This window comes from Lederbergia citrea (assembly GCF_018343525.1).
GTDB lineage: Bacteria > Bacillota > Bacilli > Bacillales > Bacillaceae_C > Lederbergia > Lederbergia citrea.
The window spans coordinates 879,660-903,322 of the sequence record NZ_JAGYPH010000001.1 but is presented as its reverse complement, the minus strand read 5'-3'; the positions used below and the strand labels follow the sequence as shown (position 1 = coordinate 903,322).

22 protein-coding genes are annotated in these 23,663 nt (G+C 38.0%); 4 read left to right on the top strand and 18 right to left on the bottom strand.

Annotation, left to right across the window (positions count from 1 at the left end):
* Positions 1-50: 50 nt before the first annotated feature.
* The 18 genes from KHA88_RS04630 to KHA88_RS04545 form a co-directional block, all read right to left on the bottom strand.
* Positions 51-1,070, bottom strand: coding sequence for a Gfo/Idh/MocA family protein (locus KHA88_RS04630; RefSeq protein ID WP_213121445.1), 1,020 nt, complete (start codon positions 1,068-1,070; stop codon positions 51-53).
* A 64-nt stretch (positions 1,071-1,134) separates the two neighbouring features.
* A complete protein-coding gene (locus KHA88_RS04625) occupies positions 1,135-2,538 on the bottom strand; it encodes a sulfatase family protein (RefSeq protein WP_213096936.1) in 1,404 nt (467 codons plus the stop codon).
* Positions 2,539-2,555: 17 nt separating this feature from the next.
* Positions 2,556-3,368, bottom strand: a complete 813-nt coding sequence (locus KHA88_RS04620; protein WP_213096937.1) for a sugar phosphate isomerase/epimerase family protein — start codon at positions 3,366-3,368, stop codon at positions 2,556-2,558.
* Positions 3,365-4,393, bottom strand: a complete 1,029-nt coding sequence (locus KHA88_RS04615) for a Gfo/Idh/MocA family protein (protein ID WP_213096938.1) — start codon at positions 4,391-4,393, stop codon at positions 3,365-3,367. Before KHA88_RS04615 ends, KHA88_RS04620 begins: the two co-directional genes overlap by 4 nt.
* Positions 4,394-4,420: 27 nt before the next feature.
* Entirely contained in the window at positions 4,421-4,789 is a 369-nt protein-coding gene (locus KHA88_RS04610) for a sensory rhodopsin transducer (RefSeq protein ID WP_213096939.1), read from the bottom strand.
* Between the two features lie 368 nt (positions 4,790-5,157).
* The gene (locus KHA88_RS04605) at positions 5,158-6,048 is read right to left on the bottom strand and encodes an AraC family transcriptional regulator (RefSeq protein WP_213121444.1); all 891 of its coding nucleotides are present in this window, start codon (positions 6,046-6,048) and stop codon (positions 5,158-5,160) included.
* A gap of 309 nt (positions 6,049-6,357) precedes the next feature.
* Entirely contained in the window at positions 6,358-6,957 is a 600-nt protein-coding gene (gene cysC, locus KHA88_RS04600) for an adenylyl-sulfate kinase (RefSeq protein WP_213096941.1), read from the bottom strand.
* A 132-nt stretch (positions 6,958-7,089) separates the two neighbouring features.
* Positions 7,090-8,283 (bottom strand): sulfate adenylyltransferase, encoded by a 1,194-nt coding sequence (sat, locus tag KHA88_RS04595; RefSeq protein WP_213096942.1) that lies wholly within the window; start codon positions 8,281-8,283, stop codon positions 7,090-7,092.
* 13 nt (positions 8,284-8,296) lie between these two features.
* A complete protein-coding gene (locus KHA88_RS04590; protein WP_213096943.1) occupies positions 8,297-9,682 on the bottom strand; it encodes a sulfatase family protein in 1,386 nt (461 codons plus the stop codon).
* A gap of 225 nt (positions 9,683-9,907) precedes the next feature.
* A complete protein-coding gene (locus KHA88_RS04585; protein WP_213096944.1) occupies positions 9,908-10,777 on the bottom strand; it encodes an RNA polymerase sigma-70 factor in 870 nt (289 codons plus the stop codon).
* Positions 10,778-10,782: 5 nt separating this feature from the next.
* Positions 10,783-12,084, bottom strand: a complete 1,302-nt coding sequence (locus KHA88_RS04580; RefSeq protein WP_213121443.1) for a phytoene desaturase family protein — start codon at positions 12,082-12,084, stop codon at positions 10,783-10,785.
* 151 nt (positions 12,085-12,235) lie between these two features.
* Positions 12,236-13,309 (bottom strand): branched-chain amino acid aminotransferase, encoded by a 1,074-nt coding sequence (locus tag KHA88_RS04575; RefSeq protein WP_213096946.1) that lies wholly within the window; start codon positions 13,307-13,309, stop codon positions 12,236-12,238.
* 68 nt (positions 13,310-13,377) lie between these two features.
* The gene (locus tag KHA88_RS04570) at positions 13,378-14,625 is read right to left on the bottom strand and encodes a glutamate-5-semialdehyde dehydrogenase (RefSeq protein WP_213096947.1); all 1,248 of its coding nucleotides are present in this window, start codon (positions 14,623-14,625) and stop codon (positions 13,378-13,380) included.
* A 15-nt stretch (positions 14,626-14,640) separates the two neighbouring features.
* Entirely contained in the window at positions 14,641-15,741 is a 1,101-nt protein-coding gene (gene proB / locus KHA88_RS04565) for a glutamate 5-kinase (protein WP_213096948.1), read from the bottom strand.
* Between the two features lie 333 nt (positions 15,742-16,074).
* Entirely contained in the window at positions 16,075-16,359 is a 285-nt protein-coding gene (locus tag KHA88_RS04560; protein ID WP_213096949.1) for a DUF6509 family protein, read from the bottom strand.
* Positions 16,360-16,390: 31 nt separating this feature from the next.
* Complete coding sequence (locus KHA88_RS04555; protein ID WP_213121442.1) at positions 16,391-16,996, bottom strand: DedA family protein; 606 nt, start codon at positions 16,994-16,996, stop codon at positions 16,391-16,393.
* 195 nt (positions 16,997-17,191) lie between these two features.
* Positions 17,192-18,379: a M20 family metallopeptidase gene (locus KHA88_RS04550; RefSeq protein ID WP_213096951.1), complete on the bottom strand. Its 1,188-nt coding sequence runs from the start codon at positions 18,377-18,379 to the stop codon at positions 17,192-17,194.
* 5 nt (positions 18,380-18,384) lie between these two features.
* On the bottom strand, positions 18,385-19,821 hold the full coding sequence (locus KHA88_RS04545) for an MFS transporter (protein WP_213096952.1): 1,437 nt from the start codon (positions 19,819-19,821) through the stop codon (positions 18,385-18,387).
* A gap of 219 nt (positions 19,822-20,040) precedes the next feature.
* Between KHA88_RS04545 and KHA88_RS04540 the strand changes: the two genes are divergently transcribed.
* The 4 genes from KHA88_RS04540 (at position 20,041) to cydS (ending at position 23,521) form a co-directional block, all read left to right on the top strand.
* Positions 20,041-20,748: a DUF421 domain-containing protein gene (locus KHA88_RS04540; protein ID WP_213096953.1), complete on the top strand. Its 708-nt coding sequence runs from the start codon at positions 20,041-20,043 to the stop codon at positions 20,746-20,748.
* Between the two features lie 284 nt (positions 20,749-21,032).
* Positions 21,033-22,379, top strand: a complete 1,347-nt coding sequence (locus KHA88_RS04535; protein ID WP_213096954.1) for a cytochrome ubiquinol oxidase subunit I — start codon at positions 21,033-21,035, stop codon at positions 22,377-22,379.
* Positions 22,376-23,401, top strand: coding sequence for a cytochrome d ubiquinol oxidase subunit II (locus KHA88_RS04530; RefSeq protein WP_213096955.1), 1,026 nt, complete (start codon positions 22,376-22,378; stop codon positions 23,399-23,401). Before KHA88_RS04535 ends, KHA88_RS04530 begins: the two co-directional genes overlap by 4 nt.
* 12 nt (positions 23,402-23,413) lie before the next feature.
* On the top strand, positions 23,414-23,521 hold the full coding sequence (cydS, locus tag KHA88_RS21380) for a cytochrome bd oxidase small subunit CydS family protein (RefSeq protein ID WP_430413620.1): 108 nt from the start codon (positions 23,414-23,416) through the stop codon (positions 23,519-23,521).
* Positions 23,522-23,663: the final 142 nt, after the last annotated feature.

The following is a 23,663-nucleotide window of genomic DNA, read 5'->3' as shown; positions in this document are numbered from 1 at the left end:
ACTTTTGTTTATTTTTGAATAACTTTATTTTCTTTTTTCAAATTTGTTTGTTAAGCATTAACTGAACGTGAAGTAAAAGGTACTTCTATGACAGCTCCATTGTTCTTTTGTGATTGAATTGCGGCTTCAATCACTTCTTGGGCTGCTAGTGCATCAGCACCGGACCCATCTATTTGGTTTGGGGGTACCCCTTCGCGAATTTGTGAAATGAAAGAATTGAGTCTGTTATGAAAGGTGTCATTAAACCCACCTGCTCCAGTCAAAATGGAATTTCGTACTACAGTGAGTTCACTGCTTTTATGGGGGTAAAGTGTTAGGTTCTCGTAAACGTTGTCAATCACAAACCTGCCTTTTTCTCCAGCTACTTCACAATATTCAATTGGATGTCTGTTATCCATATCGTAGCTTCCGGTTAAATGACCAACCGCACCAGAGGTAAATTCCAAATTAATAGAGGCCGTAGACCAAACGGTTCTTCCAGGTGCTTTTGTCATAAACGCCTGTACCCTTGAAATATCTCCGGCAAAATAACGAATTACATCGATTGAGTGAGGATGCAATGCCCGCATATGTATCCATTCACTTGTCTCATTTGGATTTCCAATTGTTAGTTTCATATTGACGAAAAGAAGTTTTCCTAGCTTTCCTTGTTGGATCCAATCTTTCGCTTTTGATGCTGCAGGGACATAGCGATGATTTAAATTACATGCTAATCTAACACCTTTTTCGTTAGCGAAATCAACTATTTCTCTTGCTTCTTGAATACTATTAGAAATTGGCTTTTCTACCAACACATCTTTTCCTGCTTCCATGGCGATCATTGTTGGCTCATAATGATGTGATCCATTTTCTATTCCACCAGTAGCAACGCTAACCATATCGATATCTTCTTGTTCGAGCATCAATTTTACGTCAGTGTATGACTTTACCCCAAATTCAGAAGCAACTGTGTTGGCTAACTCTTGATTAAGATCACAAATAGCAACTAGCTGCACATGCTCACTTTGTTGATAAAACCGGCAATGGATTTTCCCGATATGATTCACACCGACAACTGCTACTTTAATCAACTCCATCATCCTTTCAGATAAAAATAATCGGGGGATTAGTTTTCCCTCCCCCGAATAAAAAAGGCTACTTTACACTTTTCTCAATTGTCTTTTCTTTCGCTTGTAGACGTTGTGCATTGACAATAGATCCAATATACATAGAGTCATATGCTTCTTGAGAAGTTTTGAATGGACCCGTACCTTTGCCATGCCAATCAAGGTTCGTATAAATGGGGTTAACCCGTCCGGTTTCTTGTTCACGCTTGGCAATGTAACTTTCCATCCTTGCAGTGAGCAACTCTACGATTTCTGGTTCTTTTGTTGCAACATTATTTAATTCTAAAGGATCTGCAATTAAATTATAGAGTTCTATTTCCTCTTTAAAATGTAAATCCGGTTCAAGTGCGCGAATCAGTTTCCATTCAGGCGTACGCCATCCGTGCTTTCTCATCCATGTACATTCTGTAAGATATAGTTCAGATTCCTGCACAAAATCTTCATCATTCACTAAGCTAAGAAGGTTACGTCCATCAAACTTAATATCAGTCTCAATGCCAATAAGACTTAAAAGCGTTGGCATGATATCCTTTATTTGTGTAATATCAGAAATTCTTTTCCCTTGCGGCAGTTTTCCAGGATATTTTAGGATTAACGGTACGGCTAGTGTACATTCATATAATCCGTGATGATCATAATAACATTCATGTTCATTGAGCGTCTCGCCATGATCGGATGTCACAATTATTAAAGTTTCATCTTGAATACCGAGAGATTCTACGGTTGTAAAAATATTTTGGATACACGCATCCATATAGGCAATTGCGCCATCATATTGTGCATCAATATAGTTGGAATCTGTACATCCTTCTGGAATCCATGAACTGATATAATCAGCAAATGGTTTAAATTCAAACATCGCTTTTAAAGAATCGTTATTTGGATCGGTCTCATTTCCATCATAGAAAATCCGTTCAAACGGCTTTGGAGGCAAATAGGGAGAATGCGGATCCATATGCCTTAAAAATAAGAAGAACGGTTTGTCTTCTTCTGCCAATCTCTTTAATTCTGGAATGGCTCTTTCATTTAAATTATCCGCTTTTGGACTTCTGCCTGTTTCATCTGGATTCCATCCTTCGTAATCGATATATTTTTGAAATCCGCGTGATGATGGATTTCCTGGAAAGCCGATACATGTCGTATTATAGCCATTCTCATCAAATACCTCCGCAAGCGTTTTCACGTGGTCTCCAAGCGGACCTTTATGCCTTAATGCAACAACGTCTGTACCAAAACAATCCATTCCAGTCATCATCGAGGCATAGCCAGGTGTTGTCGGTATACTTGGACTAAAATGATTCTCAAACAAGACACCATCTTCAGCAAGCTTATCGATATGAGGAGTTGTTAATCGTTCATACCCATAGCCGCTCATATGATCTCTTCTTAAACTATCAATCCCTAAAAAAAGTATATTTGGCTTCTTTTTCATAACTAGATTACTCCTCTCTATGATATTGCTACTCTAGCTCCAAGGCTTTTTAAACAAGAATTAAGATATCCATAGCTCTCTGCAGCTATTATCGATACTTCCGCAAGTGAATGTTGATTTGCACCGATCACCTCTAGACAAACAGGACCGGAATAATTTCCGTCTACCATTACTTTACAATAGGCCAATAAATCAATATCTCCTCTACCACAAGCCTGATTTTTAATGTCTCCTGGTCCTGCACTGCGCCCCTTACAGTCACGTATATGAATATGTTTTACACTTGATAATACTTGGGCTAGTGCTTCTTCAGGATTTTCATTTCCTCGATAAATATGGCTAGGGTCCATATCAATTCCAAATGCAGGTGAGGTAATTTCCTTTATCGCCCTAAGCGTTGTTGGAGTATTATCAATGGCATTGCCAATGTGAGCCTTGGCGCATAATGTCACATCAAATGCTTCAGCCTTTTCGGATAATAATGTAAGTTTTTCAATCGATCGATTTAAATCCTCTTCCACACCTGATTTTCCGCCAGGTCCTACATTAATAACCGGAATACCTATTTCTGCTCCCGCTTCAAAAGCCTTCATTAATCTATTCTCATCTAATGAAGCAACTTCCATTGAAAGTATTTCTAATCCGTAATTGTTTACAATTGATTTAATTTCAGATGCTTGATCTTTCCAACGATCAAGATCTAAGTGCTCACACATCCCTTTGATCGCAGATATTTCCACACCATCATAACCACTTAAAGCAATATGCTTCACGGCTGTTGCAAAATCAAAATCACGGAATAATACTGAATTGACACCTAGTTTAATCATCTTACCCCTCCTGCATTTGATAATTCTTTAATCTCTTTTACATCTACAATCGTTCCAGTTTCCCAAGATTTAATGGCTGCTTCAATAATAAATTGAGCTTTCAGTGCATCATCACCAGAGCCATTCACTTCATCATAAGAAACACCAGCAACAAGTTGATCCACAAAAGAATTGATTCTACTTTTAAACGTTTCTTGAAACGAACGCATCCCTCCAAGATGACTGTGGGTTTCAGTCTCTATACCTTGACGCGGGTAATAAGTTAACTGTTCACAAGCATCCTCAAGAACAAAACGCCCTTTTGAACCGACCACTTCGCAAAGCTCCAAACCATAGCTAGGTCCCGCATCATAGCTTCCTACCAAATTGCCGATGGCACCGCTTTCAAATTCCAACAGCACTTGTGTGTTTGACCAAATTTTCCGATTCTCCCCCTTCATCATAAATGCCGCTACTCTTTTAACATCTCCACAGAAATAGCGAATAACATCAAAGGAATGAGGATGCAGAGCGCGCAAATGAAACCAAGGGGATGATTCTACCGGATTATTAATCCACATTCTCATATTGATCATATGCAATTCGCCAAGACGACCACTGGTAACCCAGTCTTTTGCCCGTTCCGCTGCCGGAGTAAAACGATGATTTAAGTTAATGGCATAAGGTACCTTCAACTTATTTGCGAGCTCAACCATTTGCTTGCCTTCTTCAATATCGTTAGAAATTGGCTTTTCTCCTAAGACTGGTATTCCCGCTTCTAACAATTGCATCGTTGGTTTGAAATGCTCACCTCCATTTTCTTCTCCTTTTGTGGCTACACTGACAAGATCTAACTGGATGCCGCTATTAATCATATCCTCCACACTATAAAAGGCAGTTCCTCCAAACTTTTCAGCAGCAGCATCAGCCTTTTCTTTTATGATGTCACAAACAGCGACAATTTCTGTGATCGGGTTCTCCTTGTACACAGACGCATGAATACTTCCAATATTTCCAACTCCGACAATACCCACCTTTAATGCCATGTCCATTCCTCCAAATTTTTATTCTTTTTATTGTTCAATGGGATAACCCATTGTGGTAAACAAAGCCAGTGCCTCCTGCGATGTATCAAGCCTACTATGCTGGACGATAATAGGAACATTGCAATCTACCTTTATTGCATACGGAATGCCCCTTGGAACTAAATTCCCTTGAAGATCTGCTATTTTATCAAGTCGAATATGATGCGTACGATTTGATCCACACTCCGCTTGGAATTGATCCATTGGCTCCTGGTCTTCAAAATAGAAAGTAAGCTTGACTACTGCATTTTCATTAGATAAATTTAGTACACACACGGCCTCGTGGCTAATCTGCTCTCCTAAACTCTTTGGCTGCAAAAATCCATCCGGAATAATCCATGTTTTCTTCCCAATCATTCTACATACCTCATTTCTTTTATCGTTGTAACCGTTTACCACACTCGCTTTTTTCAATCTTATCAAAATAGAAATCATAATACATTGCTCATACCGCCATATTCGTGGCGTATTGCGCCATGGGATTAGATGTTGGTCATAATTCAATCGCTTGTTCTAAGGAAATAAGATTCTCAATGATGGTGGAGAAACTCCTTTGTGAAGTAGATTTTTAGGGGATGGAAAGTTTAAAAATTACATGGTCTTAACCGGGTTTCCTAGATCAAGATTAAGAGTTTCCTCTAAAAAACATCAAAAAAAAAGCCGTATAGACCGACAGTATGTGAGGTTAAGAAAACATTTCTTGAATAATCCCATAAGGTTTTTATTTATAGAATTTCTATTTTATATCTTCCAGGAGAGCAGCCAATCTTTCTCTTAAAAAGCCGGCTGAAAAATGCGGGATCGTCATAGCCTACTTTTATGGCGACGTCAATCACCTTTTCATTTGATTTGATTAATAATTGTTTGGCTTTTTCAATTCTAATTTTATGAATCATTTCTATGACAGTTAGTCCTGTATCTTGTTTAAACAGCCTGTTTAAATGCCTGGTACTAATATTGAAAAGTTCACAAAGGGTTTGAGTTGAGATCTTTTGATCATAATGTCTCTCTAAGTATCCACAAATCCGTCTAACCAGTAATTTTCTTTCATCGTACTGGCTAGATATGTTTTTCATCAGCGTTTCTTTTTCGTTATAAATCCTTGAGAGCACGATCAGTAATTCGGCTAGTTTCAGCTTGATTAGTGAAGAAAACCCTATGAGAGCGCTCTCAAATTCTTTTATCATATATTCTAATAATGATTGAACATGAAACGAATAATCTCCTTGCAAATTTAAGCTATGGTGAAAGCGGTCGCTCATATCTAAGAATGGATGGATATAATAAAAATCCATTGATTGGGAAACTCCCAATTCCTTTAACCATGTATCATGTAAAATACTGGGCAGGAACAAACAATTAATAAGTTCTATTTTTTTCCCTGGTTCAATATGAAAGGTATGAAATTCTCCAGGATTGATAATAAAAATATGATTCGTAGAAATGGAATAAGCTTCATTTTCGAAAACATGCTGGGCTTCTCCATCAACGACATAGATTAATTCAATAAAATCGTGGCAATGCATAGGTGGTAGGTTATGTTCGTCATGAACAACTCGATTGATCCAAAAAGGAAATGTCTTTTCATTCATAAATTGACTACTATGCAATTTCATTGAACATTACCTCCTTCTTAATACTTGGGAGCAGGTACGAACGAACAAAGTTTTATTTCTTTGCTGTCATTTTGTAAACCTGAATATCTTTGTAATATTCCGACATATCTCCACTGATTTTTTAGTCTATCCTTTTACAAGCGTGGAATATGTACTTTAATTTATTTTTACTTTTGTTTCAACCCCTTTCCTATGATTTGTTTGCGTTTGAATAATTGGATTAAAGTATCATAATCTATTTATGTGCTATAAGCAATGGGTATTTAGAATGTTTTTAATTTATATTAAAATTCAAATAGTTAAATACTATTAATAAATATATTTGTGGGTCTTTAAATATTGCAATATCTCTTGAACAGATTCCTCGATTGTTAACTTACCAGTTTCAATAATAATTTCAGCTTTTTCAGGTACCTCGTAAGGAGCATCAATTCCAGTAAATTCTTTAATTTCTCCCTTGCGAGCTCTTTGATACAAACCTTTTGGATCACGTTGTTCACAAATAATCAAATCACACTTTACATACACCTCAATAAATTCCTTATCATTAAACCACTCACGGACCATTTGGCGATCATCTCGATAAGGTGAAATAAAAGAGGCTAAGGTAATTATTCCAGCATCAACAAAAAGTTTGGACACTTCTCCAATCCTGCGAATATTCTCTTTTCTGTCTTCAGGTGAAAAGCCTAAATTATTATTCAATCCATGGCGAATATTATCACCATCCAATACATACGTTCTTAACCCTTTTTCATATAGTTTTTTCTCGACCTCAACTGCTAATGTTGATTTGCCGGAACCTGAAAGCCCGGTAAGCCATAATACAGCACTCCTATGACCATTTAATTGTTGACGGTCTTTTTTTGTTATCTTAACATCATGCCATGTTAATTGATTAGCATTCATTTGCTCTTCTCTCCTTCACCATTTATCTATTATTACTCCCATAAAATTAAAAGGTATACTGTTCTCTAAATAGCCGATAAAGTTGTATCTATTTGGTCAATAGCCAATATCGTATGTCATAGGCATCAACCCTTAACTTTCTCTTTGCCTCATTCCTTTCACTAGCACATCGACAACTTCGGGTCGCGAAAATTCGACAGGTGGCCTTTCTCCTGCCTGTAACATTTGTCGAACCTTTGTGCCACTTAAATGGAGATGATCCTTTGAGTCATGAGGACACGTTTTCTCTGTAGCCATATTTCCGCATGCAGTGCAAAAGAAGCTATGCTCAAATTTTAAAATACTAATTCCTAATTCAGCTTCATATTTGCTTATTAACTCTTGGGCCTCATATGTGCCATAATAATCCCCAACCCCTGCGTGATCCCTTCCTACAATAAAGTGGGTACATCCATAATTCTTACGAACAATCGCATGAAAAATTGCTTCTCTTGGTCCCGCATATCTCATTGCGGCTGGATAGATAACGAGGCGGACCCGGTCCATTGGATAATATTTTTTTAGTAGAACCTGATAACTTTCCATTCGGATATGTGCAGGTATATCATCTTCTTTTGTTTCCCCCACTAGCGGATTAAGCAACAAACCATCGACCATTTCTAAAGCACATTTCTGGATATATTCATGGGCACGGTGAACGGGATTTCGGGTTTGAAAGCCCACGATTTTCTTCCATCCTAAATCTTGAAACATCTTTCGTGTTTCACGAGGGTCCATATAATATTCCGAAAACGAAGAGTGGTCTGGCCGCTTTAATAGGGTTATTGGTCCTGCAAGATTTACTTCGCCTTTCTCAAACACTTTATTTACTCCGGGGTGATTCCTATCTTGTGTTCCATATACGTGCTTCACCTCAATGCTTTTGTCAAATCCAAATTTCTCTAATAATGAAAGAGTTCCGTAAATTTTTCCGTCTTCTCCTTTTAAGGCAATGTCCTCACCGATTTCAAATTGATCTGCTTCTTCTTTTGACACGGATAAAGTGATTGGAATACTCCAGATGGTCCCGTTTGCCAAACGTAATTCATGAACCACACTTTGATAATCTTTTTGGCCCATAAAACCAATCAATGGGCTAAATGCGCCAATGCCGATTAATTCTAAATCGGATAAACTCCATTTTGATAGTGTAAGCGAAGGGAGTTGAATAGCTTCTTTCAATAATTTCTCGCACTCATTCTTAGCTGGTTCTCTATTAATTAATAGCCCACCATGTGGAGATTGAATTTCTTGTTTACGTGATTGTATTAATTGCAAAGTCGTCATCCTCCTCAAAAAATTAGGTCGCTTTTATTACTTTTTCCTTTAAAAGCTTACGCTGGGGATTTTCATTCCACTCTTCCCAGGTAAGTCCAAATTCTTCAAGCACCTTTTTAATCCGTCTTTTAAAAGGCAAACTTTCTTCTCTCAATACCGTCACCATTGGATCCTCTCTACCTTTCAACTTGGAATCCACCCAGTGGTCTAGCCTTGATTCTAGATTTCGGGCAATTTCTGGAAATTCGCTCGCTACATTATATAGTTCTTCGGGGTCATTTTTTAAATCATATAATTCATGAGGCGGACGAATAAATGGTCCAGAGTCAACCGTTCTAATAAACTTATAATCTTTTGTCCTGATTCCGCGGCTTGCTTGCCATGCACATTCACTTAAATATATTTGTTCATGATGTGAAGTTTTCTCGCCATGTATCAAAGGCAATAAGCTTATCCCATCTAAGTCGCTCGGGATATCTATTCCCAGCGCTTCAAAAATGGTCGGCAAAATGTCCGCGTGCTGGACCAATTCCGAGATTCGTTTTTGCTCAGGGATTTTGTTAGGCCATCTAATGATTAACGGAACATGGACTGTCTGATCATATAATCCACAATGATCCCAATAAATTTCATGTTCTGTTAAACTTTCTCCATGATCACCGAACAGTATTAACATCGTTTCTTCCTTAATCCCTTGCTTATCCAAATATTGATCCAAATCTTTTAATAGATCATCCAGATAGCGAATTTCAGCATCATAAAGTGAATTTAAATATTCAGCATCAGTTACTGACCCGAGTAAGTCGTAATGGTGGTACTTAAAAAAAGGATAGGCGCGGTGGTTATAGGCAGCTTCCATACTTTTATTATTTGGATCATATGGATCTTTGTTTTCATCATAAAATTCTGGTATATATTCTTTTGGTGGCAAGTATGGAGTGTGGGGATCCCAATAATGTAGAAATAAGAAAAAGTCTTCATCTTTATGATCTTTAATCCATGGTTTAGCAAGATCATTAATGGTCTGGCCGTCTATCCAACGAGTATTGCCTTTTGGATTGATATAATATTTATATCCCCGAGCAAACCATTCTTTTAAATGATATAGATTGTCTACAGCACCCGTTAAAAAACCTTTTTGCCTTAAAATTTCCGGCAAAAACGTTGTTTCCTTTGGTAGATAGCTTAAGTTCGCACCGTGCGCGACTACCCCAGTAGTCAAACCGACTTTACCTGTAAAGATACTTGTATGTGCAACCTCAGTTGGTATATCACTAGCAAAAGCGTTTTCAAATAATACGCCTTCTTTGGCAATTTGATCTAAATAAGGACTTGTCGCTTTTTGATATCCATAGCTGCCGAGACGATTTGCCCGAAGTGTATCAAGCGAAATCATGATTATTTTCATCCTTACGACTCCCTCCTAACTCAATTTCCGATAAGTAATTTTAAATATTATAGTTATTCTACAAAAAATAAAAACAAACTTCGTGGTCATTTAAGTCAAATTCATGGTTGATTCAGCCTTATCGCATGAATTGATTGGTTTACTAAAAAAAAAAGCATGTTTAAACCTTGAAGGTGGCTTTAAACAGGCTTTTGATATTTGTTTATATTAATTTTCTCGATATTTCTATCCTTTGATTTGTAAATGTGCAAGTTTATCCGGATTAGCAACCATATAAATGCGAGCAATTTGGTCAGCCTGAAATTCAATTGAAAGCACATAGGCAACGTAGCCATTTATAGATAAGACAACTCCCGGACAACCGTTTACAACTTTAAATTCTAGTCTATAATTTTCAGGAAGCTTTTTAAGAATACTGGAGAATAAAAATACGATCCGCTCGGACGTGTAGATCGGTTTAACTGCAGTTGTTACTTTACCTCCGCCATCAGCGATAAATATAGCATCTGTTTGTAATAATTCTAGCATTTTATCAATGTTTCCTTTTTGAAGTGCAAGTGTAAACTCCTCTACACTTTTCTTCATTGAATGGAAATCAAGTGTGGCAGTTTTCGGACGGTTGATCATGGCTTTTTTAGACCGATGATAGATTTGCCTACAGTTGGTGGACGATTTCTCAATGATAACTGCAATTTCATCATAACTGTACTGAAATACTTCCCGCAAAAGGAAGACAGCTCGTTCAACTTCTGATAACTGCTGCAAAAGCAAAAGATAAGCTGTTGAAATAGATTCCTTCATTAAATAAGCATGAGAAGGTTCGTTTGCCTCCTCGACAATTGGTTCGGGTAACCACTCTCCGACATAAACCTCACGCTTACTAGCTGCAGAACGCAATTTATCAATTGTGCTGTTCATCACAACCCTGCATAAATACGCTTTTTCATTTTCAATCACTTTTTCGTTACTTAAACTGCTAAATGTAAGGAATGCCTCGTGTATAATATCTTCTGCATCCATGACACTCCCTGTCATTCGATATGCGATAGAAAAGAGCAAAGGTTTATATGTTTGATATAACTGATCAATTTCCAAAACGGTTAACCTTCTTTCGCTAAGATCAAATCGTTCGTTTTTAGAATTTGTAGCCCTGCCCGCTTTCCGCTGGCAACAGCAGCATCTGCTAATAGTTCTTCGTGTCCGCACCAATCTCCTGCAATATATATGCCTTTCATTTGAGGTATGGCTGGGCCCGGATTCTCTTTTCGTTTCACATGCGGAAAATCATGGACTACTGTTATTTTTGGTAAAAATTGTTGTGCCACCACTTCTTTTCTCCAATCGGGATGTAGCAAATCCATAGCACTTTCTAATTGATTTTTCTCTGCGTTGGGATTAATGGTTTGCTCTCTCAGGTTGTGGTATTTTACCAGACTCACAACTAATGTGCCATCTTCACTCAGTTTTGCTGCTCTCGATTGATTAGTGAAAAACAAAGATTGATCCAGACCTATGGCAAATTGATGATTAGGATTAGGCAATTTTTTCACACCTAAATCCAAGCAGCTTGCGGTAACAGGAATTGCTTGTTCGTTCCATGTACGCAGCGAAGTATAGTCTGCACCCTTTATCATTTTCAATGCTTCTTTTGGAGGAGTAGCTACGATACACTCAGGGACGTTAAATAAATCCCCATCTGAGCATCGTATGCTTTGAGACTGGTCATGATGTTCAATTTCTATTACGTTTTTACTGCTGATAATTTCCACTCCAACCTCTATTGCCTGCTTCTTTAGCTTTTGAATAATCGTTTCCCAGCCTTCATCTACATATAAGACGCCACCTTTCAATGAACGTTTCACTTGCTTCAAAACTGGTTTTGCGAGCTGCAAAGTTGGAGCGCTGGTATAAGTGGTTAAGCGACATAGCGAATAAAAGATATGCCTTACCATCGGGTCACTTATTTCCGATTCCGCCCAGTCAGCCAAGCTGCCTTCTGGAATTGAATCAATATTTATCTTCATAAGCTTCAACATTAATTTGGAAAGTATTATTTTAGCTTTCCACGTTAAAAGCGAAGAAGACATAATGGATGAAATATCTGTAGGTATTAAATAGACTTCATTTTTCCAAATTCCATGAATTTGAACGGCTTTAGATGCATTTTCGCCTGAGAGTGATATTCCAAGATCGGTTAAGGTTTTCATTGCCTCTCCTTCGATATACAATCCATGGGCTCCTAAGTTCATAAGAACTCCATTTTTATTGTTCGTCATCGCTCTTCCGCCAAGGCGGTTTGATTTTTCTAAAACCACTATCTTTTTTCCTTCTCTTGCCAAAAAATTCGCAGCTGTCAATCCAGCAAGCCCACCACCGATAACCACAACATCATATTTATACAAAAAAATTCCCTCCTAATGTTTGTTCTGTAATCAAAACGAATTAGAAGGGGTTTTTGTGACATCATAGATAGAGATTTTCAAAAAAATTTTTTCGTAAAAAAATAAAATCTATCCTAAAGTTAGGAACTTTAGGATAGATTTTTCATTAGACCTATTCTACCTTTACTCTCCAACCAAACGGATCTTCCTTCGTTCCCGTCTGAATGCCTGTTAAAGAATCATACACTTTTTTCGAAATTGCACCGGTTTCACCATTATTAATTACCAGCTTTTCTCCTTGCCAAAACAATTCTCCAATAGGAGAAATGACTGCTGCAGTACCTGTTCCAAATGCTTCTTCCAACACACCTTCTTGATAAGCTCGGAAGATTTCATCAATGGAGATTTTTCTTTCCACTACAGGAATATCCCAATGGTTTAATAATTCGATGACTGATTTTCTTGTAATACCTTCTAAAATACTGCCATTTAACACCGGTGTAATGACTTCACCATTAATTTTAAAGAAGACGTTCATGCTGCCGACTTCTTCTATATATTTCTTTTCTTTTCCGTCTAGCCATAATACTTGGGAATATCCAGCGGCATCAGCCACTACTTGAGCTTTCAGGCTTCCAGCATAATTCCCTGCTGTTTTTGCATTTCCAGTTCCACCTGTCACAGCACGGACATATTCCTGTTCTACAGCAATCTTCACTGGATTGATGCCTTCTTTATAATAGGCACCAACTGGAGATAAAATAATCAAGAAACGATATGTGTCCGATGCTGCTACGCCAAGGTATGGTTCCGTTGCGAAAATAAACGGACGAATATATAAGGATGTCCCTTCGACATTTGGTACCCAGTCCTTATCAATGGAAATTAATTTTTTCAAACCGGCCAATGCCAATTCTTCATCAAATACAGGAATACATAATCGTTCATTGGAGCGATTTAATCTTTTCATATTTTGGTCTGGTCTAAACAGTAAGATTTCCTCGTCCTTTGTTCGATAAGCCTTTAATCCTTCAAACACCGTTTGTCCATAGTGAAAAACAATCGCTGCAGGATCGAGTGTAATGGGCTGATATGGAATAATTCGTGGATCATGCCAGCCTTGTCCCTTAGTGTAATCCATAACGAACATATGGTCAGTAAAATTTGTACCGAAGGATAGCTGGTCAAAAGCCGGTTTTTCTTTTTTATCTTTGGTCAACTCAACTTTAATGTCAAAATCTTTCAAAGTATATTCCCCTTGTCCATATTTTCATTTTTTTCATACTATAAGAATAAATCTTCTTGTCTGAAGATTCAACTACGGACTTGCCCATTTCCGTAAATCATAAATTTACTTGACGTTAATGCATGTAATCCCATTGGACCGCGGGCATGAAGTTTTTGCGTACTAATGCCGATTTCTGCACCATAGCCAAATTCAAATCCATCCGTAAATCGAGTTGATGCATTGTGATAAACAGCAGCTGCGTCAACATTATTTAAAAATATAGCAGCATGTTCCTCATTGCTTGTAATAATCGCTTCTGAGTGTTTCGTTCCGTATGTGTTGATATGCTGAATTGCTTCATAGAGGGTGGAAACAATTTTGATGGCGACAGTTAGTCCAAGGTATTCAATTGCCCAATCCTCTTCAGATGCAGCGCTGATGGATTTGAATTCATGAGTAACTGTTTCATCTCCGTAAATGTCAACACTATTTTCCTGTAGTTTTTCCACAAGCTGTTTTCCATGCTTCTCAAACCATTTCTCGTGGATAATAATTTTTTCGATTGCATTACAAACGGATGGGCGCTGTAATTTTGCGTTTAATACAATGTTTTCTGCCATGCTCTGATCAGCGGTCTCATCAATATACATATGACAATTCCCTGCTCCCGTTTCAATGACAGGAACTGTCGATTCACGGACGACCGTTTCAATTAAATTCTTTCCACCTCTTGGAATTAATACGTCCAAATACTCATTTAATTGAAAAAGTTCTTTTGCTGTTTCTCTTCTTGTATCTTCTATCAGTTGAACTGCATCAACCGGAACTTTACTTTTTGCAAGCGCGTTATGAATGGAGTGTACGAGTGCCATGTTGGAAAATTTAGCTGATGAGCTCCCTCTTAAAACGACGGCATTCCCTGTTTTTAGAGCCAAAGTCGCAGCATCAATGGTTACATTTGGTCTTGCTTCATAAATCATGCCGATTACACCGATCGGAACCCGACTTTTTTTAATAAACAAGCCGTTTTCTTTTTCGATCGTTTCAATTGTTTCGCCAATTGGATCTTTTAGTTCAATTAATAGGTTGATGGCATGGGCCATATCTTGAATACGCTTTTCATTAAGCATAATACGATCTAGAACCGCTTCCGATAGTCCTCTGCCTTTTCCCTCTTCAAGATCCTTTTGATTTTCTGTGAGAATAGACATTTGATCAATTATTAATTGTTCTGAAATCAATGCTAATGCTTCATTCTTTTCTTCAGTAGAAATACTTACCAACGAATAACTTGCTAATTTGGCTGCTTGTCCTTTTCTTTTTACTTCACTCATTTGATTTCCCCCCATTTAAACTTTTACCCATCGATTCCGATGAATGACTTCTATTGATGGAACGAAAGAATCTGATCTTAATTCTTCACTTCGATTTTCAATCGCCTTTTTTAAATCATCTGATGAATAGCTGACTTCCCCTTTTCCTAAAAGACCATTTGCACCAAATACTTCAACGACATCCCCCTTCTCGAATGTTCCTTTTACTTTGAAAACCCCTGCAGGTAATAAGCTTTTGCCATTATATAAAATGGCTTCCTCTGCACCTTGGTCAACAAATAGTTTCCCTGCCGATTCTGAATGAAAGGCAATCCACTGTCTGCTCGTATTGATAGAGCCGATTTCCGAATTGGATATATACGTTCCATCACCATTCCCTTTGAGGATTTGAAGTAATTTATCGGGCCCGTTTCCATGACCGATAAATACAGGGACACTCAAGGAAAGCGCCGTTTTTGCCGCTAATAATTTTGATTTCATCCCTCCGGTGCCCACCTTCGAGCCCGCGCTGTCAGCGCCTTCCAACATTTCATCTGTGATGTCTTCGAGCACATCAAGTTTTTTCGCCAATGGATTTACACGAGGATTAGAATCATAAAGACCATTAATATCTGTCAAAATAATGAGCTGGTCTGCATGAATGAATCCACTCACTAGAGCTGAGAGCATATCATTGTCCCCAAACGTCAATTCTTCTACCGAGACAGTGTCATTTTCATTAATGATTGGTAAAATTCCTCGTTCCAGGAGCTCCATAATTGTTGCGAATGCATTCCGATAACGGTCTCGATTTGAAAAATCATTTCGGGTAAGCAGTATTTGCGCAGGGATAATATTAAATTCACTAAATTTCTCAATATAAGATTCGATTAACAGACCTTGTCCAACGGCAGCTGCTGCTTGTCTTCCTTTAATTGTTACAGGTCTTGAAGGATAACCTAAACGCGCGAAACCGGCCGCCACAGCTCCAGATGAAACTAAAATTACTTCATGCTTTGCTTTTCGGAGGGCAGCTACCGCATGAATATGGTCATTTAATTTTTCCTGATCTATTTCACCTTTATCATTCGTCAACGAACTACTGCCAATTTTAACAACAATACGTTTTTTTCTCATTTATGATATCTCCCGATCAATTGTTATAATTAATGTAAATATAAAAAAAGCCCTATTCATCCTTAATATTAAGGACGAAAGAGCTCAAGCCTTCCGCGGTACCACCGTAATTGGATGTTAAATACATCCCGCTTTACCTCTTAACGCTGAGAATGCGCCCATGTTTTAGATGGGACTCAGAAGGCAGGTTCTGCAGCTTTCCTGTGGCGAAATCTTCCAGCTGATAAATCTCGCTCTCTGTCACATAAAGACCTGCATAATAATCCTTCGTTACCGTTCATTATTTTATAATATTATGACGATAATACAGGGAGATGTCAAGCTTTATAGCACTTATTCAGAAATATATTGTGCACAATATTCCGTAACCAATGTTTCTTCCTCTTCTTCTAACGCGAAGTCCAGTCCTTGATTCGTATTTTGTTCAATAAAGTTATACTGACTAATGCGGGCACCTTTCTCATCTATGGCAAAAATCACTCTTAAAGATAATCCATTTTCAGAAAACAAATCATCATCTTCTGGTATATCAACTTCGAGAAAAAATTCAAACCGCTCACCCGCTAATATTCCAGTAGGATCATTTAACTTTTCGACCGAATGACCTGTGATGTTCATATATCCACATACTTTCTTTCATTATTTTAATTTACGCCAATCTCTTCCTTATAAATAATACCACAAAGATGATAAATAGGACGACTAAGCATGCATAAACAATATTCGAATATACATCCATATAAGCAATCATGTCTTCCCAAGAAGAGCCAACAGCCGCTCCCACTTTGACCAGAACGATATTCCAAATAAATGTTCCAAGAGCGGTCAACAATAAAAAAATGCCGAAATTCATATGGGCCATTCCAGCAGGTATTGAAATTAAACTCCTGATCAGTGGGACAAATCGGCAGAAAAATACTGTCCAGACCCCGTATTTTGAAAACCATTGTTCAGTTTTATTTATATCTTCTTTAGTTAGTCGAAAAATATGTCCCCAGCGCTCAATTATTTTTTCAATTTTGTTCATATCAATCAAATGACCAATTCCGTACAATATGACAGCTCCAATGACCGACCCTAAAGTAGCGAACCAAACAACTCCCATAATAGAAAGATTTGTATTGGTCGTCATGAAACCACCAAAAATTAAAATCACTTCAGATGGGATAGGTGGAAATACATTTTCAAGCGCAATTAAAAAAAGGATACCCAAATAGCCAAACTCTTCCATCATCCCCGTAATCCAATTCTCCATCCCCTACACTCCTCAAAAAGATAAGCTCTCTTTAAATCATATATATATTATATGACATTTATAACCAAGCTCCATTGTCAATTGTAAGGCCAGAAGCTAAAATAGAACGTGACTTTTCCATTAACCGTACCTTTTTCCCTGATGATAACAAAGCAGAAATGCCCAAATTCCAGCTGAATTTGGACATTTTTCATTTTATTCTATTTCATAATAACTGCATACTACTTGTCCGACTGATTTGGCAGCGACGAGAAGGGCATCCTCATCAATATCAAATTTCGGATTGTGGTTGAAATAAGCTTTTTCAACGCCCTTTGGTTTGCAACCGATGTAGAAAAAACAGCCAGGGAACTTCTCAGCATAATACGAAAAATCTTCAGAACCTGAAAACATTGGGAATTCGATGACATCTTTAATATCAGGATCGTTCATTGACTCAAGACTTGCAACAACCGCCGCTGTAATTTCTGGATCATTATATAGTGGAGGATAATCGGAAGTGTATGTTAGGTCACACTTTACTCCAAATTCGGTCTCAATCCCACCGGCGATACGATGAACTTCTTTGTCAATCTTTTCTTGTGTATCACTGTTCATATAGCGTACATCACCTTCTAGTGTCACACTATCCTTAATAACATTAAAAGAGCCTTTTCCATCGAAAGAACCAATCGTAACAACACCAACATCGAAAGGATCTAATCTGCGGCTGATGATCGTTTGAACAGATGTAACGAAATGGGCACCCGCAACGATCGCATCATTCGCTAGATGTGGCGAAGACCCATGCCCACCGATACCTTGAATGATAAGTTTGAAATAGGTTCGGCCAGCCATTGCGTGGCCGCTGCGGTAGCCTACAACACCTACTGGATCCGTTGGGAATAAATGCACACCATATACAGCATCTAAGTCATCAAGCACCCCAGACTCCACGATGCTTTTTGCACCACCTGGTGGCGTCTCTTCAGCATGTTGGTGGATAATTTTGATTGTTCCTGGAATGTTTTCCTTGAGTTGGATGAGACAATCAGCAAGAATTAATAAGTATGCTGTATGACCATCATGTCCGCAAGCATGCATGACCCCTTCATTTTTCGATTTAAATGGTACATCTGTTTCTTCAACGATTGGCAAAGCATCAAAATCAGCCCTAAGACCGATTGTTTTTCCTGGTTGTCCACCTTTGATAGTTACGATAATTCCATATCCATTTCCTACATTTGTTTGAACTTCTACATCTTTACCTTTATAAAATTCTTCAATGTATAGAGATGTTTTTTCTTCATGAAAACTCAGTTCCGGATGTTCATGAAGATACCGACGAATTTCAATCATCTCATCTTTTCTTTCTTCCAGCATTTTCATTAATTGATCTTTCATATTCATCATCCTTTCAACGGCAGTAATATTTCATCATCTCGCACTTCTTCTTCGCGTTCTTCTGTTGGTTTTTTCCCTTTCGTCCCCGGAATCATAATCATGATCGATAGTAATGCAAGCACAGCGAAAATCACGTTCGTAATAAGACCTGCAGATGCTGCCACTCCTACGTTTCCAACTGTTGTAATCGAACTATAAACCGCAGTGGAAATCGCAACTCCAAAAGATCCTCCTAATGAACTCGCCATTTTGTATATCCCAGATGCCACTCCGATTTTTTCGTCAGGGGCATTAGATACCGCCGTATCCGTTGATGGTGTTGCATACATTCCAAGTCCAATGCCGAAAAGTACAAATCCAATAAACACGATTACGGTATACATAAATCCTGGTAAGAATGTGAAAGCCATGACCCCAATACCGATACCAGTTAAGATTGTGCCCCAGATCATTGGTTTCTTCGCTCCCGTTTTTTGTAAAATTTTCTCACCAACACGAATCATGGCAAGTACAGCTACCAAATACCCTAGTGATAACATACCCGATTGAAAAGCCGTAAAGCCTCTTCCTACTTGAACATACGTATTTGCTACAACAAGCGTCCCTGCTACAGCATTTAATAAAAAGTTTGAAATTGTCGCGCCTGTATACGGTCTATTTTTAAACAATGAAAAATCGATAAACTGATTTTCTTTCTTTGCTTCAACTTTAAAGAAAATAAATACGCCAACAATCGTTATTGCAATTAAACCTAATGTTATAGGGCTCACCCATCCAAAGTCCTTACCGCGTGTAATGAATAAATTTAAAGCGAGCATCGTTACAATGAATATAACTAAGCCGCTATAATCAAATTTGGTTGCCTTCGCTTCCTCCACTTTGCTTTCTGGTACATCTTTTATGAGAAACATGGCAAGTAAGGCGAAAACAATGGAAAAAACGAAGATCCATCTCCACCCCATATATGTTGCAATGGCACCTCCAGCAAAAGAACAGACACCAGAACCTCCCCAAGATCCGATGGACCAGTAGCTCAATGCCCGCAGTCGGTCAGCACCTTCAAAATAAGCTTTGATTAACGCAATTGTTGCAGGCATTATAGCTGCAGCTGAAAGTCCTTGAATAACTCGTCCTATGATAAGTAATGCTGCCCCATGAGCGAAAATAAGGCAAAGTGATCCGATGACACTTAAAATCAAACCGAAATATGTTAACTTCTTTCGTCCAATTTTATCAGCTAACCCTCCTGCAACAACAATAAACATGCCCGAGAATAAGGCTGTTAAACTAATCGCAACGTTTAGCGTCCCTAATGAAATACCTAAATCCTTCTGAACGGCTGGAACCACGTTTACCATTGCCTGAGCAAATAACCAAAACGTGATTACCCCAAAAACAATACCCGTTATCATTTTATTTGATCCTTGATAGCTTGTTTCCATGATTTACACCCCTATATTCGAATTCTTATATAAAAGTATTTGGAAATAAGCTTGCATTAATGCGAGCTTTTTAATGGCAATATTATCATTTGCTAAATATATTACGGTTCCATCTCAAGCCGCTTTAGTTTATTTGCAAGAGAGATTTTCTAATAAAACGTTAACGTTCTGGACATAGTATCCATAGTCAAATTTATACTTGTTTAGGGGTGTGGGCAAATGGATTTCTTTCAAAGCCAGGAGTCGCTCAATTCTTTTCAATGGATCTTAAGAGCAGTTGTTGCCTACTTGTTTTTGTTGTTTGTGGCAAAATTAATGGGACAACGATCCATATCGCAACTGAATTTTTTGGATTTTGTCATTGCTTTATCAATTGGAAACATTATTGCTCACCCATTATCAGATGAAAAGCTTGGGTTTAAAGGTTCGCTAATCAGTACAAGCGTATTAGCTAGTTTATACATAATAAGTGTTTTTGTAAGTTTAAAATCAAATCGAGTTAATAAATTTTTTGATACCCCACCTATGCCTTTAATTGAAAATGGCAACATTATTTACAAAAACTTAGCGAAGGCTAGAGTTTCCATAGACTTTATATTATCTGAATTAAGAAAAGAAAAAATTGAGGATCCGGAAAAGGTTGCACTTGCAATGTGGGAAGCTGGAGGCACTCTTTCTATCTTTCTCAAGCCACAATATCAAAATGTTACTCGGGAAGACATGAATCTTCCTTCCAAAGTATTTAGTATTCCTAGAACGGTTATTAAAGAGGGTAAAATTGACTCCAGTGAATTAAGGGAATCAGGAAATACTGAAAAATGGCTCCTGAAACAAATTCAACAAACATACAAAGCGGATATAAAAGATATTTTATTAGCCACTGTAGATAATAAAGGTCAGGTGAAAGTTTTTTTATATAAATATTGATAAAAATACATAGCATTAAACAGAATGTAACAGAATCGTTTTTCCGTTACATTCTGTTTATTTATCGTGAATTAGTTCACATTTTTTTCATAAACCAATTGAAAAATTCCCAGTCCGATACGTTCAACTAGGAATAATATGGGTAATATAAAGATAGAGGAGTGTGAACACATGTATAAAAACCATGAAAGGAAATTAATTTGGCTCGCTTTCGGTGTAGCAGCAATTATGCTTGTGTCCATATTAGGTAGAATCTTTGGTGGGTAAAAGGAGGAGAATGGCATTTGGTTAATGAAGATGCTTTATTTTATAGCCGAATATTAACAGAACTTACCCTCTCTTTTCATATAATTTACGCCACAATTGGGGTAGGAATTCCGCTTATGATTATGATTGCCCAATGGGTTGGAATTAAGAAAAATGACGAGCATTACATACTTTTGGCGAGAAGGTGGACAAGGGGCTTTGTTATCACAGTTGCGGTTGGAGTCGTGACAGGGACAGCAATCGGGTTGCAGCTGTCATTACTTTGGCCAAATTTCATGGAGCTGGCGGGAAACGTTATTGCATTACCGCTCTTCATGGAGACATTCGCGTTCTTTTTTGAAGCAATCTTTTTGGGTATTTATCTATATACATGGGATCGTTTTGAAAACCAACGAAAGCATCTATTGCTGCTTATTCCAGTAGCAATTGGCGCTTCTTTTTCAGCCGTGTTCATCACGATAGTAAATGCATTTATGAATGCTCCGCAAGGATTCGATATTGTTGATGGTCAGCTTATAAATATCAATCCAATCTTGGCCATGTTCAATCCTGCCATGCCGACGAAAGTTGCACATGTCGTTGTCACAGCCTATATGACATCCGCATTCGTACTTGCAGCGATTGCAGCATTCAGGCTAATAAAGGGTTCGAATCATGTTTATCATAAAAAAGCCTTATATTTAACAATGAAGCTTGGGCTTATTTTCTCTATCGCTACTGCAGTCATCGGTGATTTTTCAGGAAAATATTTAGCTGAATATCAACCCGAAAAATTAGCAGCTGCTGAATGGCATTTTGAAACCGAAGAAAATGCACCGCTTATTTTATATGGTGTATTGAAGAACGGCGAAATTAAATATGCGATTAAGCTTCCATTTGCACTAAGTGTTTTAGCACATAGTGATCCAACTGCTGAGGTAATCGGATTAGATCAGTTTCCAGAAGATGAAATCCCCCCACTATACATTCATTATTTATTCGACATCATGGTAACGATCGGGATGTGGATGGTTGTATTATCCTTTGTTTTCTGGATTGGGATAAAACGTGGGTGGCCATTCGTCCATACGAGATGGTTTAGATGGCTCATCGTGCTTGGTGGTCCTCTTTCCATTCTTGCTATTGAAGCAGGCTGGTGGCTGGCCGAAGTTGGAAGACAACCATGGGTGCTTCGCGGTTTAATGCGAACTGCCGATGCTGCGACATCAAGTAATCAAGTAGACTTAATGCTCGTTCTCTTCGCTGGATTATATATTATTTTAGCGATCGGGACGATTGTTGTTTTAAGCCGAATGTTCAGGAAAAATCCAGTAGAGCGTGAACTGGAAGACCGGGAAGCTGAAAAAGGCGGTGTTCAAACATGAACTTAGAAATACTCGGGATTTTAGTTCTTTGGACGTTTTTGTTTGGATATGTCATTGTCGCATCGATTGATTTTGGTGCCGGTTTTTTCAATGCATATAGCGCCTTTGTAGGTAAAAAACATATCTTGACGAATATTATCCAAAGATACTTGTCGCCTGTTTGGGAAGTTACAAATGTTTTTCTCGTTTTCTTTTTTGTTGGGATTGTTGGTTTTTTCCCGAAAACAGCTTTTTATTATGGTACGATTCTCCTTGTGCCTGCAAGTATAGCAATTATACTACTGGCCATTCGCGGTTCCTATTATGCCTTTGAAACATACGGCTCAAGAGGTCATAAAGGCTATGCTTTTATGTATGGATTATCTGGTTTATTTATCCCGGCCGCATTATCGATCGTACTCACAATATCCGAAGGTGGCTTTGTCTCTCTTGTTGATGGTCATCCTGTTCTCGATTATTGGGGCTTATTTTCAAGCCCACTGACATGGAGTATTGTAGTGTTAAGTATTGCTGCTGTTTTATATATTTCAGCTGTCTTTCTTACGTGGTACGCGAACAAAGCCGGAGATCCTAAGGCCACAGAGTTAATGAGAAAATATGCATTACTTTGGGCATTTCCAGCGATTGTTACTGCCGGAGGAATCATTGTTGAGCTTAGGTTCCATAATCCCGATCATTATGGGCGAATTCTAGATTTATGGTGGATGTTTGCTTTATCATTCTTCATGTTCATCGGTACCGTCTGGCTTATCTGGAATAAAAAGCATTATGGCCGTGCATTTGGTTTACTCGTGGCACAATTCGCCCTTGCTTTTTATGCATATGGCTTCTCTCACTACCCTTATCTTTTATATCCGCATTTAACGCTTTACGACAGTTTTACAAATCCAGCGATGGCAACGGCACTCATAATCGCATTTATCGCCGGATTTTGTTTGCTAATTCCATCTCTATATTTGCTGCTGAGACTGTTCTTATTTGATAAAAAATATGTGGAAGGAAAATCCGATTATCATCCATAGGGAGTGTAGTTAATGAGTAATTTTCTTATGTTTATCGCTCCATTCATTGTTCTATTTCTTTCAATCGGGGTTGCATTTTGGGCTGCGCTTAAAGATGGGCCAATGTCTAAAGAAAAATGAGACAAAAGATGTTCCTTACGTGAGGAACATCTTTTTTTGTTAAATATATTAGGTGAATGATTTCCCTTTTAACTTGTCCGTACAACAAAACAAGCGCTTTAGGATCAAGTCCTAACGCACGATTGACGATTAGCATCAGGTA

Excerpts from the sequence above, each read along its gene's own strand:
- KHA88_RS04625 (WP_213096936.1), bottom strand. The coding sequence starts at position 2,538 with ATGAAAAAGAAGCCAAATATACTTTTTTTAGGGATTGATAGTTTAAGA.
- KHA88_RS04620 (WP_213096937.1), bottom strand. The coding sequence starts at position 3,368 with ATGATTAAACTAGGTGTCAATTCAGTATTATTCCGTGATTTTGATTTT.
- KHA88_RS04615 (WP_213096938.1), bottom strand. The coding sequence starts at position 4,393 with ATGGCATTAAAGGTGGGTATTGTCGGAGTTGGAAATATTGGAAGTATT.
- KHA88_RS04610 (WP_213096939.1), bottom strand. The coding sequence starts at position 4,789 with ATGATTGGGAAGAAAACATGGATTATTCCGGATGGATTTTTGCAGCCA.
- KHA88_RS04605 (WP_213121444.1), bottom strand. The coding sequence starts at position 6,048 with ATGAAATTGCATAGTAGTCAATTTATGAATGAAAAGACATTTCCTTTT.
- cysC (WP_213096941.1), bottom strand. The coding sequence starts at position 6,957 with ATGAATGCTAATCAATTAACATGGCATGATGTTAAGATAACAAAAAAA.
- sat (WP_213096942.1), bottom strand. The coding sequence starts at position 8,283 with ATGACGACTTTGCAATTAATACAATCACGTAAACAAGAAATTCAATCT.
- KHA88_RS04590 (WP_213096943.1), bottom strand. The coding sequence starts at position 9,682 with ATGAAAATAATCATGATTTCGCTTGATACACTTCGGGCAAATCGTCTC.
- KHA88_RS04570 (WP_213096947.1), bottom strand. The coding sequence starts at position 14,625 with ATGAGTGAAGTAAAAAGAAAAGGACAAGCAGCCAAATTAGCAAGTTAT.
- proB (WP_213096948.1), bottom strand. The coding sequence starts at position 15,741 with ATGAGAAAAAAACGTATTGTTGTTAAAATTGGCAGTAGTTCGTTGACG.
- KHA88_RS04560 (WP_213096949.1), bottom strand. The coding sequence starts at position 16,359 with ATGAACATCACAGGTCATTCGGTCGAAAAGTTAAATGATCCTACTGGA.
- KHA88_RS04555 (WP_213121442.1), bottom strand. The coding sequence starts at position 16,996 with ATGGAGAATTGGATTACGGGGATGATGGAAGAGTTTGGCTATTTGGGT.
- KHA88_RS04550 (WP_213096951.1), bottom strand. The coding sequence starts at position 18,379 with ATGAAAGATCAATTAATGAAAATGCTGGAAGAAAGAAAAGATGAGATG.
- KHA88_RS04545 (WP_213096952.1), bottom strand. The coding sequence starts at position 19,821 with ATGGAAACAAGCTATCAAGGATCAAATAAAATGATAACGGGTATTGTT.
- KHA88_RS04540 (WP_213096953.1), top strand. The coding sequence starts at position 20,041 with ATGGATTTCTTTCAAAGCCAGGAGTCGCTCAATTCTTTTCAATGGATC.
- KHA88_RS04530 (WP_213096955.1), top strand. The coding sequence starts at position 22,376 with ATGAACTTAGAAATACTCGGGATTTTAGTTCTTTGGACGTTTTTGTTT.
- cydS (WP_430413620.1), top strand. The coding sequence starts at position 23,414 with ATGAGTAATTTTCTTATGTTTATCGCTCCATTCATTGTTCTATTTCTT.